At 60.5% G+C, this 14,480-nt stretch carries 14 protein-coding genes, 1 tRNA gene and 1 pseudogene; 11 read left to right on the top strand and 5 right to left on the bottom strand.

Annotation, left to right across the window (positions count from 1 at the left end; all coding sequences use genetic code 11):
- Positions 1–83: 83 nt before the first annotated feature.
- Positions 84–365 carry a 50S ribosomal protein L44e gene (locus C484_RS08660; protein ID WP_006664358.1) on the bottom strand — a complete coding sequence of 94 codons (282 nt, stop codon included), beginning with the start codon at positions 363–365 and terminating at the stop codon, positions 84–86.
- Positions 366–521: 156 nt separating this feature from the next.
- Between C484_RS08660 and C484_RS08655 the strand changes: the two genes are divergently transcribed.
- The 3 genes from C484_RS08655 to C484_RS08645 all read left to right on the top strand — a co-directional run bounded on the left by C484_RS08655 (position 522) and on the right by C484_RS08645 (position 1,486).
- Positions 522–788 (top strand): HAH_0734 family protein, encoded by a 267-nt coding sequence (locus C484_RS08655; RefSeq protein ID WP_006825556.1) that lies wholly within the window; start codon positions 522–524, stop codon positions 786–788.
- A 110-nt stretch (positions 789–898) separates the two neighbouring features.
- The gene (locus tag C484_RS08650) at positions 899–1,351 is read left to right on the top strand and encodes a GtrA family protein (protein ID WP_006825555.1); all 453 of its coding nucleotides are present in this window, start codon (positions 899–901) and stop codon (positions 1,349–1,351) included.
- 60 nt (positions 1,352–1,411) lie between these two features.
- Positions 1,412–1,486 (top strand) — tRNA-Met (locus C484_RS08645).
- Positions 1,487–1,660: 174 nt separating this feature from the next.
- On the opposite strand, the gene C484_RS08640 is transcribed toward C484_RS08645, so the two are convergent.
- Positions 1,661–2,929, bottom strand: a complete 1,269-nt coding sequence (locus C484_RS08640) for an ABC transporter ATP-binding protein (protein WP_049915173.1) — start codon at positions 2,927–2,929, stop codon at positions 1,661–1,663.
- Here C484_RS08640 and C484_RS08635 point away from each other — a divergent pair.
- The 7 genes and pseudogenes from C484_RS08635 to C484_RS08605 form a co-directional block, all read left to right on the top strand.
- Positions 2,928–3,308, top strand: a pseudogene (locus tag C484_RS08635) (ABC transporter substrate-binding protein); the annotation flags it as partial. The gene C484_RS08640 and the pseudogene C484_RS08635 sit on opposite strands and share 2 nt — an antisense overlap.
- A 151-nt stretch (positions 3,309–3,459) precedes the next feature.
- Positions 3,460–4,524 (top strand): ABC transporter permease, encoded by a 1,065-nt coding sequence (locus tag C484_RS08630; RefSeq protein WP_006825552.1) that lies wholly within the window; start codon positions 3,460–3,462, stop codon positions 4,522–4,524.
- Positions 4,525–6,240 (top strand): ABC transporter permease, encoded by a 1,716-nt coding sequence (locus tag C484_RS08625; protein ID WP_006825551.1) that lies wholly within the window; start codon positions 4,525–4,527, stop codon positions 6,238–6,240.
- Between the two features lie 5 nt (positions 6,241–6,245).
- Positions 6,246–7,736, top strand: a complete 1,491-nt coding sequence (locus C484_RS08620) for an oligopeptide/dipeptide ABC transporter ATP-binding protein (protein ID WP_049915182.1) — start codon at positions 6,246–6,248, stop codon at positions 7,734–7,736.
- On the top strand, positions 7,733–9,145 hold the full coding sequence (locus tag C484_RS08615) for an ABC transporter ATP-binding protein (protein ID WP_006825549.1): 1,413 nt from the start codon (positions 7,733–7,735) through the stop codon (positions 9,143–9,145). The genes C484_RS08620 and C484_RS08615 overlap by 4 nt, the downstream gene beginning before the upstream one ends.
- 74 nt (positions 9,146–9,219) lie before the next feature.
- Positions 9,220–9,678, top strand: a complete 459-nt coding sequence (locus C484_RS08610) for a DUF7555 family protein (RefSeq protein ID WP_239640947.1) — start codon at positions 9,220–9,222, stop codon at positions 9,676–9,678.
- Positions 9,679–9,856: 178 nt separating this feature from the next.
- Positions 9,857–10,369, top strand: a complete 513-nt coding sequence (locus tag C484_RS08605; RefSeq protein ID WP_006825547.1) for a DUF7529 family protein — start codon at positions 9,857–9,859, stop codon at positions 10,367–10,369.
- 143 nt (positions 10,370–10,512) lie between these two features.
- On the opposite strand, the gene hpt is transcribed toward C484_RS08605, so the two are convergent.
- Positions 10,513–11,082 (bottom strand): hypoxanthine/guanine phosphoribosyltransferase, encoded by a 570-nt coding sequence (gene hpt / locus C484_RS08600; protein WP_006825546.1) that lies wholly within the window; start codon positions 11,080–11,082, stop codon positions 10,513–10,515.
- 395 nt (positions 11,083–11,477) lie between these two features.
- On the opposite strand from hpt, the gene C484_RS08595 reads away from it, so the two are divergent.
- On the top strand, positions 11,478–12,317 hold the full coding sequence (locus C484_RS08595; RefSeq protein ID WP_049915172.1) for an aldo/keto reductase: 840 nt from the start codon (positions 11,478–11,480) through the stop codon (positions 12,315–12,317).
- A gap of 89 nt (positions 12,318–12,406) precedes the next feature.
- Here the strand turns inward: C484_RS08595 and C484_RS08590 are convergent, their stop codons facing one another.
- Both C484_RS08590 and coaBC read right to left on the bottom strand, forming a co-directional pair.
- Positions 12,407–13,180 carry a DUF7344 domain-containing protein gene (locus tag C484_RS08590; protein ID WP_006825544.1) on the bottom strand — a complete coding sequence of 258 codons (774 nt, stop codon included), beginning with the start codon at positions 13,178–13,180 and terminating at the stop codon, positions 12,407–12,409.
- A gap of 123 nt (positions 13,181–13,303) precedes the next feature.
- Positions 13,304–14,476: a bifunctional phosphopantothenoylcysteine decarboxylase/phosphopantothenate--cysteine ligase CoaBC gene (gene coaBC, locus C484_RS08585; protein ID WP_006825543.1), complete on the bottom strand. Its 1,173-nt coding sequence runs from the start codon at positions 14,474–14,476 to the stop codon at positions 13,304–13,306.
- Positions 14,477–14,480: the final 4 nt, after the last annotated feature.

Raw genomic sequence — 14,480 nt, 5'->3', positions numbered from 1 at the left:
TCTTCCGATCTGAGCAATGAAGCCGGTCTGTTCGTTTTCGCAGTCACTGCAGCGAACGGTGTAGAAATTTCCTGCCATTGAAATCACTCCTGGAACTCGAGTCGGCCGGCGCGCCATCCTTCGCGGAGGTGGGCCTTGCCACACTCGCTGCAACGGTACTTGAGGTCGGTCTTCTTGGTGGGCTTTTCGCCGCCGGGAACCTTCGAGAAGCGACCCGAGTTCCCGATCGTCGCGCTGTTGCGCCGGGTTCGGCGAGCGTCCCATTTCATGCCGGAGGAACGACCTGTTCGGGACTTCTCGACTTCGTGTTCGTGATGTTCGTTACAGTGCGGACAATACGTATTGAATCGGCGTGGCATCTGCATGGTTATCTCACTTGACGTGGGCTAAGATAGCGCCGTTTAAAACCCGTTTGGTTCGTCGTCGGATCCGCTCCGGAAAAGCCGCCCAAGTTCCCTTTCGCTCTCTCGTGTGCGCACGCGTTCGAAGCGTTTAATCTCCTCTCGTGAGAACTCATCCATATGAAACAGCTCATCATCCACGGCGACCCCGGGATCAGAAAGGGTGCGATCATCGAAATCGACGGTGAGCAAGTGGTCTGTTTCGGGATCAACCGCAACGGCGAGTGGCACGGCCCCGAGGAGGTCCAATTGTGGTGTACCGTCGGCGCTGAATCCGAATACGGGGACTTCGAACGCCGAAACTTCATCCCTCACTTCCTCGATGTCGAACGCGTCGATGCCGACGCCGTCGACGTCGTCCGGCCGCAAGGTGAACTCGCTGTCTGAGTCGACCGTCCGGACTGTCGTGCAATCACAAGACGGAACCCGACGGAGCTGTCAGTGAGTGGTCGCGCCGAAAATCAAGCGCTGAGTACAACCGGGCCTGGTATTCGACGATGACCGACTCTTTCAGTGAGACGATTCGGATGCGACTCCGTGCGCTTCTCTCGGCGAGCCGATTCCGCCAGTTCGCCGGCGTCGGACTTGTCGGTGCAACGGTTGATATCGGCACGCTAATCCTCCTGGTTGAGGCGATGGAGGTCTCGGCCGTTCCGGGGAAAGCCCTCTCGTGGGAACTCTCGATCGTGGTTATCTTCGTCCTCAATGAGTGGTGGACGTTCGCCAGCCACGGCAAGATGCACTTTCGAGCCCTGGGCACACGATTTCTGCGGTCGAACGGGGTACGATTCCTGGGGTTTCTGGTGACACTCGGCGTCTTTACGCTGCTGGTCGACAGCGTCGGGCTCTGGTATGGGGTGGCGAACGTCCTTGGAATCGGTGTGGGTTTTTTCGTCAACTACACCTGTGAGAGTCTCTACACGTGGCAGGTCCACCACGATGAACGGTAGAAACCCCCATGCGGCGGTCGAATCACAACCCTTAACTAGCATACCGGGTTACGATATGGTAGCGGGATGGGATAGCCAGGAGATTCCGGCGGGCTCATAACCCGCAGACCGGTAGTTCAAATCTACCTCCCGCTATACTTCTGCTGGAACAAAATTCTGACCGGCAACTATCGTTCGTCACTGAGGTCTGCCCGTTCTACGCCCTGAGCATGTATTCTTTCGTAACGTCCGGCTGTCGTTGCTTGTGATCCCCAAGAGCGAGATCACTGACTAGCACATCGAAATTCGGAGGCCACACCGGAGTGACGGTCAATCCGACCGCACCGTCTGCTCGAGTTCAGTCGGCGGCAGTTCGTTTTCGAGGCGAAGACAGGAGGCGGTCTGTCCAGCGGTCGTGTCCTCGAGCGTCGGCGACTGTGACTCGCAGGGTGTCGCGAATTCGGTTGCGAGTCGCTCGCGGGCGGCCGCCGGATTGTCACTGACGAGGTCGTCGAGTGCCGCTTCGAGGACGGATTCTGCCCGGGAATCATCGAGCGAGTGCGGGATGGCGAACTCGTCGCGAAGGCGGGCTTTCGTTTCGGTGGCGGACACGTCGTCGGGAGTTTCGTCGGGTTCTCGCTCGGTGACAACTACCTCACGGATGGCATCGACATCGACGGTGCCCTGATCGAGTTTCTGTCGCAGATCCATGATGCGACGCCAGACCGACTGCTCGAACTCGTAGTCTTCGGGCTGAATGATCTCGGGGCAGCGGGTGTGAAACCGGCAGCCGGTCGGTGGATTCGATGGACTCGGCACGTCGCCGGTGAGTTCGATACCCATCCCGCGGTCCGTCGGATCGGCGGTCGGGATCGATGCCAGCAGTGCTCGAGTATAGGGATGCTGCGGGTTCGTAAAGACTTCCGACGCCGTCCCGAGTTCGACGAGTTCACCGAGATACATCACGGCGACGCGGTCACAGATCTGGCGGATAACGGCCAGGTTATGGCTGATGATCAGGATACTCAGCCCGAAGGTCTCCTGCAGGTCGGTCATCAACGCCAGGATCTCGGACTGGATCGAAACGTCGAGCGCGGACACCGGTTCGTCGGCGATAATCATGTCGGGGTTCATCGAGAGCGCCCGTGCAAGGCCGACTCGCTGTTTCTGTCCGCCGCTGAGTTCGTGCGGATACCGATCCGCATCCCCCGCTGCTAGTCCCACCCGTTCGAGCAGATCCGCGACGATCTCCCGCCGCCGGCGTGCGTCCGTCAGGCCCTGTACGGCCAATGGTTCGGCGATCGCCTCGCCGATACTCATCCGCGGATCGAAACTCGATTCCGGGTCCTGGAAGATCATCTGTACCCGCCGTCGGAACGCCTTCAGTTCCGCCTGATCGTACCGGGTGATGTCTTCTCCGTCGAATCGAACCGTCCCCTCGGTCGGCTCCTCGAGCCGGATCAGTGAACTCGCGGCAGTCGATTTCCCACAGCCACTCTCACCGACGATTCCGACGGTTTCGCCCGGGTACACGTCGAAGTCGATACCATCGACAGCACGAACGCGACCGACTTCTTTCGAACGAAGTCCCGTCGTGATCTTCTCGCTCGGATGGACCTGGAGCTGGCCGGCAGCAGACTACGGGATGTTCGGCTTCGAGCCGGAGAATACCGATACCTCGCGGATGCCGACGGAAACGAATGGCTACTATCTCGACTGGCACGCGGAGGACTCGGACGCCTCGAGAAAGGCCCAGGAAGCGTGGGAACAGGTCGAAGCGAATCCCGAGCCGGAAGAAGGCCAGGAAGCGCGTAACGAGGCCTACATCGAGATGGAAGAGGCAATCTGGGACGATGCGATCATGCTGCCGCTGTATCACGACACTCGCGAACAGTTCGCTTACGATCACGTCGACATCGAACCGTTCGGCGCGATGGGGGACTACCAGCAGCGGTACAACAGCGTCACGCTGGAGTAATGATTGCTACTCGGTGACGCGGCTTCGGGTTGCTCCCTGACCCGGCCGTGGTCATTGCTGTCAACGATAATAGGGAGGTTTATGATCCAGGAATGCTCGAACAATCTATAGTACGACACATGATGCACATGTTGCAGACGGGTGGTCACCCGTGAGCCGCTGGCGGTACTTCTTCCGTCGGCTGCTCCTGTCGATCCCCGTCGTCTTCGTCGGGCTCACGATTACGTTCGTCCTCGTACGAATGGGCCCGGTCGACCCCGTTGCCGCTATTATTGGTCCCGAAGGGGGGGCCGCGAACCGTGTACGGATTGAGCAGCGGCTCGGTCTCAATGAACCACTCTGGCGGCAGTACATCGACTACATAGTCGGGATGCTGACGCTCAACCTAGGCCAGTCCTGGGTTATCCAACCAAGTACGAGCGTCGGTGAATTGCTCACCACCTACGCGCCGCGGACACTCTGGCTCGGGTTCTGGTCAATCCTGATTGCGATTTTCGTCGGGGTTCCGCTCGGCTTCTATGCCGGGCTGAATCCAAACACTGGGGGGGATTACCTCGCGTCGTTCGGCGGAATCGTCTGGCGTGCAATGCCGAACTTCTGGCTGGCAATCATCTTCCTCGCCGTCTTACGTCAGTCCGAGAAGTTCTTCTTCGGAATCGACTGGAACACAATAGGTGTGACCGTTCCCGGACTTATCGGACAACCGCCGCTTAACTTCATTGCGGTTACCGACTGGGTCTCACTCGGGGCTCTCAGCATCCCGATCGGATTTTACTTTTCACCGATAACACTCGCAGCCTCGATCAAACAGATCCTGCCCCCTGCGGTCGTTTTGGGCTCGGCTGCGATGGGGAACGAGATGCGAATTGGACGCACCGCCGTTCTCGAGACGATTAACTCGAATTACGTCGAGACTGCAAAGGCGAAGGGACTTCGGAATCGGGCCATCGTCTGGAAACACGTCTTCCGGAACGCACTGGTTCCGCTCGTCCCGATCATCACCAACGAGGCGTTCATCCTGATCGGCGGCTCGGTCATCGTCGAGGTCATCTTCGGCATCAATGGAATCGGATACCTGTTCTTCCAGGCATCGGTCCAAGGTGATCTCCCACTGGTCGGATCGCTGATGTTCGTCTTCATCATCCTGATCGTCTCGGTAAACATCCTCCAGGACTTCCTCTATACGGTTCTGGATCCACGCGTGGGGTACGAATAGATGAGTATGAACGAATTCGACGACATGAGACTGCGGGACCGTATCGCTGCAAATCCACGGCCAGCCTTGTTTTGGCTGGTCGGTGCGCTCGTCCTGATTGCACTCGAACTGGGCCGGATCGCCGATGGCGTTCTCCGACTGGGCGGTGCGATGGGATTGATGGTCGATATGGTCGTAACGATTCCGAGTTCAGTACGAGGAGCTGTTGCCAGTTCATTCGGAACCGGTGCTGGCATCGCTGCCTTCGTAGTCACGGCGTTCATCCTGCTGGGAATCGTCGCCATCATCGTCAAGTGGCTGTTCATCCCGTGGTCGCTCGTCGACCGACTTGGAATCGACGTGAGTACGGGCCGTGAGGATATCCTCGAACGACTGCTCGTGACCGGACTGCTTGCGATCGTCGCCGCTGCACTCGTCTGGACACCCGTCGGCGGGCTCTTCGAGATGCTCATCGGCGTCCTTACGCGCGGTGTCGAAGCAGTCGGGTCGCTGACGACGATTACGAGCCGAGAGATTATTCCGAACCAGGGCTACCAGCTGCCGGACGGAAGTTGGGAAGGGACGTTCCTCGGCCTCTCGCCTGCGTGGGCGTGGGCGCTTCGCGTGCTCGTCGTCTACGCGTACGCTCTGACCTGGCTCGCCTGGCTCTGGAAGGGCTACGAAATCTTCCGCGAACACTACCGCGAGGCGGACTGGACGCCTCGCGACGACAGCATCAATCGCCTGCGGACCCACTACTGGGGAGTCTTCGGCTTCGTCGTCGTGTTCATGTTCGTCGTGATGGCGCTTTGGGCTCCGGCCGTCAGTCCGGTCACGGCGGAGAAGAATCTCTACAGCCCGTACGAACACGAGATCCAGTACCAGGGTGATGATGGAGTTGAATCGATCACGCACGGCGATGCGAATATGAATAGTCGTTCACGGGGTGGCGACCAGAACGTCGGGCTGATGAGCTACGACGACTACGACCGCTTCCATCCGTTCGGAACGAATGCGGACGGGAAGGATCTGTTTACCTTCCTCGCGTACGGTGCGCAGGTTTCACTCGTCATCGGACTCCTTGCCACGGTCCTGATGGCAGTCATCGCGACGGTGCTCGCACTGATTACGGCCTACTACAAGGGCGTCGCTGATCTACTGGCGATCATCGCCAGTGACTCGGTGATCGCTCTTCCACGGCTGTTACTGGTCCTGTTACTCTCGGTGCTGTTCATGCAGGCGAACCATCCGATCGCGGAGATTTACAATGGAGGCTTACTCCTCGCGCTGATCTTCGCAGGGACCGGCTGGCCGCTACTGTGGCGCTCGGTCCGCGGACCCGCACTCCAGGTATCAGAACAGGAGTGGATCGACGCCGCAAAGAGCTACGGCCAGAGTCCGACGGCAACCATGCGAAAACACATGTCGCCGTACATCGCCGGCTACATGCTCATCTACGCCTCGCTCTCGCTCGGTGGGGTCATCATCGGCGTTGCTGCCCTCTCGTTCCTCGGGTTCGGTGTACAGGCACCGACGCCCGAATGGGGTCGGGCAGTCTTCGAAGGCAAGTCGTTCGTCTCGACGTCTTCGTGGCACGTCGCTACGCTTCCCGGACTCTTGGTCGTCTTCCTGGTGACCGGGTTCAACGCGCTCGGCGACGGCATCCGCGACGCAATCGACCCACAGAGTGATAGCGGCGACGGTAGTGCTGCCGCCGCTACCGGAGGTGGTGGATAATGGCAATGGAATCTAATCCAACGGCAGATGCACAGTCAACGGCAACATCGACACTAGACACAACCGCGACGGCAGCGTCGAACGCCACGACAACTGCCGGTGACCGGAACGAACCGATCATCACCGTCAGAAACCTCCAGACCTCCTTTTTCACCGACAAGGAGGTCATTCGAGCCGTCGACGGTGTCGACTTCGACATCCGTCCCGGCGAAACCGTCGGCGTCGTCGGCGAGAGCGGCTCCGGGAAAAGCGTCACCGCCCGTTCGATTATGGGCCTCGTCGATTCTCCCGGCCACGTGCTCGAAGGGAGCAGTATCCGCTTCCAGCACGTCCCAACGCTCCGATCGTTCGCCACCACGTTCGCAGGCCGAACCGTCAGCCTCGATGAACTCGAGGCCGAACACGACCCGACCTCGCTGTTCGACCATCCCGAAATCGACGCAACGCCGTCGACGTTCGGCTACGACGACCGCGAGGAGGCGACACTCGAGGACTTCGTCGGTGCTTACGGCGACACGCTCGAGTTCATCGGCGCGGACGAGTGCGTATTTGTCCGCGACGGCGGTACCGACGACCCCGAGTCGATTACGGACGGGTTCGTCGAACTCACGCGGTGTACCGGCGAGATTCAGCGGAAGATGCGTGGCGGCCGGATTGCGATGGTGTTCCAGGATCCGCTGACGAGTCTGAACCCGGTCTACACGGTCGGGAACCAACTCGAGGAAACGTTGCGGCTCCATCAGGACCTCTCCGGGCAGGCGGCAACGGAAGAGGCGATCGAGTTGCTCGAAGCGGTCGGGATTCCGGATGCACGACGGCGTGTAACCGAGTATCCCCACCAGTTCTCCGGCGGAATGCGCCAGCGTGCGGTCATCGCGATGGCGCTTGCGTGCGATCCGGAAGTACTGATCTGTGACGAGCCGACGACGGCGCTGGACGTGACGATCCAGGCCCAGATTCTCGACTTGCTCAAGGAACTCCAGCACGAACGCGACCTCGGTATCCTGTTTATCACCCACGATATGGGTGTGATCGCGGAGGTGACAGATCGCGTGAACGTCATGTACGCAGGCGAAATCGTTGAAACGGCTGGTGTCCATTCGCTGTTCGGCGATCCGAAACACCCCTACACGCAGGGGCTGCTCGAGTCCATTCCGGGGCGACAGCAGGGGGAGCGCCTGCAGACGATCGAGGGGAACGTGCCGACGCCGAACGAACCCGCGACGTACTGCCGGTTTGCCCCTCGCTGTCCGAAGGCGTTCAGCGACTGTGAGGCCGTTCATCCCGAGACGGTTCCCGTCGGCGATGGACATCCCGAGGACGAGCAGGCGGCGCATACGGCTGCCTGTCTCCTGTACGTCGACGAGTATACGGCGGCTGCGCATCCGTCCGGTCGGACCCCGGACCAGGGGGCCGGAGAGGTGAAAGCGACGGGCGGGAATGCCGACGCTGCGACCGACACAGAAACCGAAACGCCACGAGGTGATGACCGATGAGTCAAAACGCCCTCGAGACGGGTACGGCAGAAGCGGACGTAGACACGGACTCACACCAGGATTCAGATGTCATGGTCGAGATCCGCGACCTACGAACTTACTACGAAGGCGATGGGCTACTCGGCGGGACCCCAGTCAAGGCCGTCGACGGTGTCAGTTTCGACATCAAACGTGGCGAAACGCTCGGGCTGGTCGGCGAGTCCGGCTGCGGGAAAAGTACGCTCGGGCGAACGCTCATCCAGCTCGAATCCGCGACCGGCGGCGAAATCCGCTTCGACGGGACGGACATCACGACGCTGTCGGGAGCCGACCTCAAAGACTGGCGGCGCAACGCACAGATGGTGTTCCAGGATCCGGACTCCAGTCTCAACGACCGGATGACGATCGGCGAGATCGTCCGCGAACCGCTCGACGTTCACAGCTGGAAGACACCGCGGGAGCGCCGCCAGCACGTCAAGGAACTGCTCGATACCGTCGGCCTCCAGCGAGAGCACTACTACCGGTACCCACACCAGTTCTCCGGCGGCCAGCGCCAGCGGATCGGGATCGCACGCACGCTGACGCTCGAGCCCGAGTTCATCGTGCTGGACGAACCGGTCTCCGCGCTGGACGTCTCAGTCCAGGCAGAGGTAATCAACCTGCTCGAGGACTTGCAAGAGGAGTTCGGGCTGACCTACCTCTTTATCGCTCACGACCTCTCGGTCGTGCGCCACATCTGTGACCGGGTTGCGGTCATGTATCTCGGGAACATCATGGAGATCGGACCGACGGAGGAACTGTTCTCCAATCCGGCAAATCCCTACACGCACTCGCTGCTCTCGGCGATTCCGGAACCCGATCCCACCGCCCACAAGGATCGGATCACGCTTCAGGGAACGCCGCCGAGTCCGCGATTCCCGCCGTCTGGATGCCCGTTCAGCACTCGCTGTCCGGCCCGTATCCGGCCGCCGGAGTACCAGGACCTCGACAACGAACTCTGGCACCAACTCGATACGCTCCGAGAAGTCCTTCGCGAGCGGGATCGCACGGAAAAGACGGTCACCGACCGCATCAGAGAACTGCTCGGCAAGGAGCCACACTTCGGGACGATCGACGAAATCTACGCCGAACTGTTCGACGATCAGGAGGTGCCGCCGGCCGTCGAAGAAGTTCTGGACGACGCCGCTGAACTCGCCCGCGGTGGCAACGAACAGGCGGCACTCGACCTGCTCGGTGCGGAGTTCGGCAGCGTCTGCGAGGGCCACGTGCCTGACGGTGCCAACGAGGCGAACGACACGGACGCAGAAGAGTCGGTCGAACCCGACTACCACGTCGTCAGCCCATCCGGCCGTCGGAGTCTCTGTCACCGCCACGATGCCGATGCAGACTACCGAAAACCGGAGCACGTTCTCGATGATCGTCATCGGTAACGCCGTGGCTTCGTAGCGGCAGTTTCACAGCTGTCGCTGTAGTACGATTACAAGACGCCTCTCGACCATCTCACATGAACTCTGATCGTCAGTCACAGTCTCAATCCCAGTCACAGCACCGAACTCGGCTTCTCGTCTTGATCGATGCGCTGACGTATGCCGGCGCAGTTGCCGCGATCAGCACGATCTGTGCTCTCGTCTTTGGACTGGTAACCGGTGGTGGCCTCTCACGGGCGAAACTCGTATTGTTCTTCGTGGGCTTCATTCTCCTCGGATATACCACGGCTCGGCTGTGGCCACGGTCGCCATCCGATCTCGAGGACGAAGCGGCTCTCTCCGGTGTCTCTGGTGATTCGATTCCGGAAACGGCGGATCAGACGCGGTTTCAGGCACTCGTCGCATCCCTTCCACCGAAGCGGTGGTTCCAAGAACCGCCGCCGGAGGACCGGATCAATCCAGCCGGGAAACTCTTCTTCGGGAGCCTCGCCGTCCTGCTGATCTCCTATCTGATGGAGGCGGTGTTCGGCATCTGACCGGTCGCTCACTCGTCCCCGCCTGACCCCGTGTCGGTCTTGATCCGCTGTCTCTCGAAAGGAGTGTCTCACTGAGCGGAGCCACTCTCAGAAAGAGCACTACGATACCGTCAGAAAAACCAGAGACCGGTGTGTAGGCGTGAAAAGAGTTATCCCACTGCTGTGCCCAACGAGGTGTATGACACAAATCGGGGATGACGAGTTCACTCAGCAGCGAGAGCCAGTCAGCGGGACTGCGATCAAGAACGCCTGGGTGCAGACCACCGAAGACCTGTCTGCTCTCGAACAACAGCGGCAGGAAAACGGCTGGGACACCGTCGCCATTCCGGCCCTCCAAACCGCAGCAGTCAGCCGGGATGCTGGCAAGAAACACGACGATCGATACGGGCTCTTCTTTGTTATCGCGGACAACCATGCCGACTCGTTCACGAACGCCTTCGAACGCGGCGAGTTCCCGCGATACGAAGCCTACCGAAACGAAGTCGATGGTGCCGTCTTCCTCGTGGTCGAACTCCTCGATCCCGAAAGCGAGACTGCAATCTTGCTTGCAGGACAGTACGAACGTCGCCACGTTCCGGGTATGGTCGCCGCTGCCACCGAGGACGGTGAACTCTATACGCACGTGAGGACGCTCGATAAGACAGTACTCGGCTCGTTCAAACACGATGAGTACGCCCCGCTGGTACCGTGATCGGGGAGTGTCGGCGTCGATAGTAGCACGTGAGAGCACCGAGTTGAGAATCGCCAGTGACAGCCGGCTGCACTCGTCGCGACGGCGGTGTGACTTCCGAGTTCACGGAGACAGACACTCATCGACAAGCGACGTAGAACGGACTAGAAGTCGCCGTCTTCGTCGACGATGACGACCTCGCCGTCGACGACATCGACGTTGATCAGCGTCTTGACGGTATACCCGGCGTCGTCGACTTCATTCTCGCCGCCGACCTTCTTGATGACGGCGACGGTGTCGACGACTTCTGCACCGATTTCGTCGAGTGCTTCGAGGACGGAGGCGAGCGTGCCGCCGGTCGAGAGAACGTCGTCAAGGACGAGGACGTGTTCGCCCTCTCGAACGTCGTTGATGTACATCTCGTTCTCCGAGTAGCCGGTTTTCTGGGAGATGGCGACCTCGTCGTCGAGGCCGTACTGGCGCTTTCGGATCACGGTCAGCGGAATATCGGTCATCAGCGAGACAGCGGTGGAGATGTGGATACCCATCGCAGCGGGGGTAACGATCCGATCGACCTCTTCGAGTTCGGCTTTGCGGATGATTCGGATGACGATTTCTCGGAGGAGTGTGGGGTCGAGTTTGGGGACGCCGTCGCTGATGGGATGGACGAAGTAGTGATAGCCGTTCTTTTCGATGATCGGCGCGTCGAGGAGTGACTGCTGTAACTGATCCATGCCGTGGGTGGGACGGACGCGGAGTAAAAGTTGACGATACGTTCGAGGAGTGTGGTGGTGTGTCAGGGGTATGAGAACTGTCGGTGGACGTGTCTGTGTGTCGCTGAATCATGTTGTGATGCCGGTATCGAACCGTGTTCGTCTCACGTAACCGTCGAAACAGATGTGTAACTATAGTGATGGTGCAACGATTTACACACCGTTCCCATAGCCGTCGTGCGATCGGATGTGCCGTAACTCGCAGTGACTGCTGTAGCTGCTGTCGACTCCGTGTTGTGAAGCGGTTTTCCCGTACTGGGGATGCGCTGAGACGAACAACGACCGGACGAACGCGACTCATGGCAAAGCTGTGGACGAACCGAATCGTTTTGCCGTGCTGCGGTGAACATCGTCCGATGAGTCCACCGACAACGACGCTTCCGAGTGGCGCCGAACTGCCGTTGGTTGGTATTGGGACCTGGAATATCGACGGTGACACCGTCCGCGAGTCGGTTCGAGCCGGTCTAGACGCTGGCTACGGCCACATCGATACCGCCGAGGGCTATCGGAACGAACGCGAAATCGGCGACGTACTATCCGAGTACGACCGCGAAGACGTGTTTCTCACGTCGAAAGTCCTCCCGAAAAACCTCGACTACGAGTCGGTGATCGCCGCCTGTGAGGCGTCCCTAGAGCGACTGGGGACCGAGCACCTGGATCTGTACCTCATTCACTGGCCCAACCCGGCGATTTCGCTTCGCGAGACCCTGGACGCGATGGCAACGCTTCACGATGAGGGAACGGTTCGAAATATCGGCGTGTCGAACTTCGACGCGTACCAACTCAGTTGTGCACGCCACATCGCGGACGTGCCAATCGCCGTCAACCAGGTCGAGTATCATCCTTGGAACACGCAGGATGCGCTCCTCGAGTACTGCCGCGGAACCGAAACCGTCATCGAGGCCGCTGCACCCTTCGGTCGAACGGAAGTCTTCGCCGACGAAACCGTCCAGGACATCGCGGAGGCGTACGACCGATCGCCGGCCCAGATCATTCTCAAGTGGGCCGTCGAAAACGAAATCGTCGTGCTGCCGAAGTCCACGTCGCCCGAACACGTCCGTTCGAACCTGGACCTGTTCGACTGGACACTCGACGAAGAAGACCGCGATCGTCTCGACGCTATCGACCACCACCAGCCGGTGTACGATCTTCCGACACGCGACTGGACCGACGACACCTACGGAATCGCCGAGTAAGCTCACCCGTGCTCGTTGTCCCAGTGGGACGACGAGTTCAGTCGCGTGTGGGTTCGGGCTGGTCGGTTCACGTCTCCCCGCCGCCGTCGTTACTCTCCCGGCCCGTAACTGAGTTCGGGCGGCTGCTCACCGCGGCCGAGGCGCATATGTCGCTCGTGGTAGATGTGGACGACCGCCGTTACCGTCACCGTTATCGAGACGAGTGCGAGCCAGGACAGATCCGACAACATCGTGAGCGGATAGATTCCGAGCCAGAGCGCGGCGACCAGTGCCGACCCGATCGCACCCAGCGACAGGTACAGTTCCCGCCAGGCGAACTCGTGACCGGGAACGATTTCGAGATAGACGCTGATATCTCGGGTCCGGTCGGTCGCCCGGATAACGCCGCGATCGGAGTCGAACTGGAGAATGCCGACCTCGTCCATTTTCGGGAGATGCGTCTGCTGAAGCGTGGTATAGACGCGTTTTCGCTGTGCGGACGTAACGCCGTCGAGGGTGGTCTCGTACTCCCACGCCGCGAGTTGCTGTGCAAGGTCGCCGAGTTCAACGGGCCGGCCATCCTGTTTCAGAAAGTGGAGGACGTAGCGCCGGCGCTGATTGCGCAGGACTTCGAAGACTTCGCCTTTCGAGAGGGGGTCCAGCTCAGCGTCAGCGCCTGCAGCCGAGTCGGATGCAGACGCGTCCCCGGACCCGTTCCGTCGTGTCGATTTCGCCGCAGCGCCCGTTTCCGTTTTCGTTTCCGTTCCATCGGATGTCGAGTCATCGCGCGCTCCAGACCCCTCTGCTTTATTGTCACGTTCACGCTCGGCTCCCCCACCCTTCGACCCGCGTTCGATACGATCATCCCGTTGTTGCTGGACCACTCCGAATCACCTCTATCCACTCAAACCCGCGAGCATTCAGCCGAGACTGAATGCGTTAGTTCAGTGGGATGAACGCCACCTATATAACTTTCCTGCCCCACTTTGCATGCATCAATTGGTTGACTAGCTGTCGAGTACTGCCGCGATCGAATCCGCAATTTCCCCACCCAGCGCCGCTTTCGCCCCCTCGAACTGGGCGACATCTGTCGCGTGAACGAGCAATGCGCGCGTCTGCTCTGCACCCATTACGCTCGCATCGTTCGCGACGACGAACGCGAGTTCAGCGCGCGCGAGCATCTCTCGGGCTTGGTCGATCATCTTCGCGTCGTCGCCCGACGTTTCGGTCTTGAACCCGACGATAGGCAGGTCGGGGAACGCCTCGCGAAGGTCGTCGATGAGTTTCGGGGTGGGTTCGAGATCGAGCGTGAGATCCTGTCCGGAGCGGATCTTCTCCGGACTGGTTTCGACGGTATAATCGCCGATGGCGGCGGCCGAGACGAGGGCATCGGCGGTGGCTCCGGACCCGCCGGCACAGACGTCTCGCGTGGTTTCGAGCATCTCCGTGGCACTTTCGACGCTTCGGACATCGGCGTAGGGGACGGACGCCCCGTCGTGGACGAGCGTCACGTCGGCACCGCGAACGTAGCAGGCGGCGGCGACGGCGCGGCCCATCTTCCCCGACGATCGGTTCGTGAGGACGCGCACCGGATCGATGGCTTCGGTCGTCGCACCGCTCGTGACGACGACGTGCTGGTCGGCAAGCGGACGGTCGCCGGCCGCGCGGGCGGTCTCACAGACGATCGCCTCCTCGGTCGCGATCTTCGCTTTTCCCTCCTCGATTCGCGGGTCGACGAACTCGACGCCCCAGTCCTCGACGGTTTCGATGGCCTCGAGCACGCCGGGGTGGTCGTACATCGGCTTGTGCATCGCCGGTGCGATCACGATCGGGGTTCCGGCTCCGAGTGCAGTCGTCGCACACGTCGTCACAGGCGTATCGTCGATCGCACCCGCGATTTTGCCGACCGTATTGGCCGTCGCTGGCGCGATCAGGAAGACGTCCGCCCAGCCGTCGTTTCCGCAGAGTTCGACGTGTTCGACGCTGCCCGTAATCTCCGTGACGACCTCGGTGTCGGTCGCGAACTCGAGCGCCCAGGGGGGGATGATTCCCTGCGCACTATCGGTCATCACGCCGCGGACTGTGGCCCCTCGTCGTCGCAGTTCGTGGGCCAGTTCGACCGTCTTGACGGCCGCGATCGAGCCCGTCACCCCGAGCGCGACGTTGACGCCTTCGAGCATTCGT

The organism is Natrialba taiwanensis DSM 12281 (assembly GCF_000337595.1).
Classification (GTDB): Archaea; Halobacteriota; Halobacteria; order Halobacteriales; family Natrialbaceae; genus Natrialba; species Natrialba taiwanensis.
This window is presented reverse-complemented; position numbering and strand designations above follow the sequence as displayed.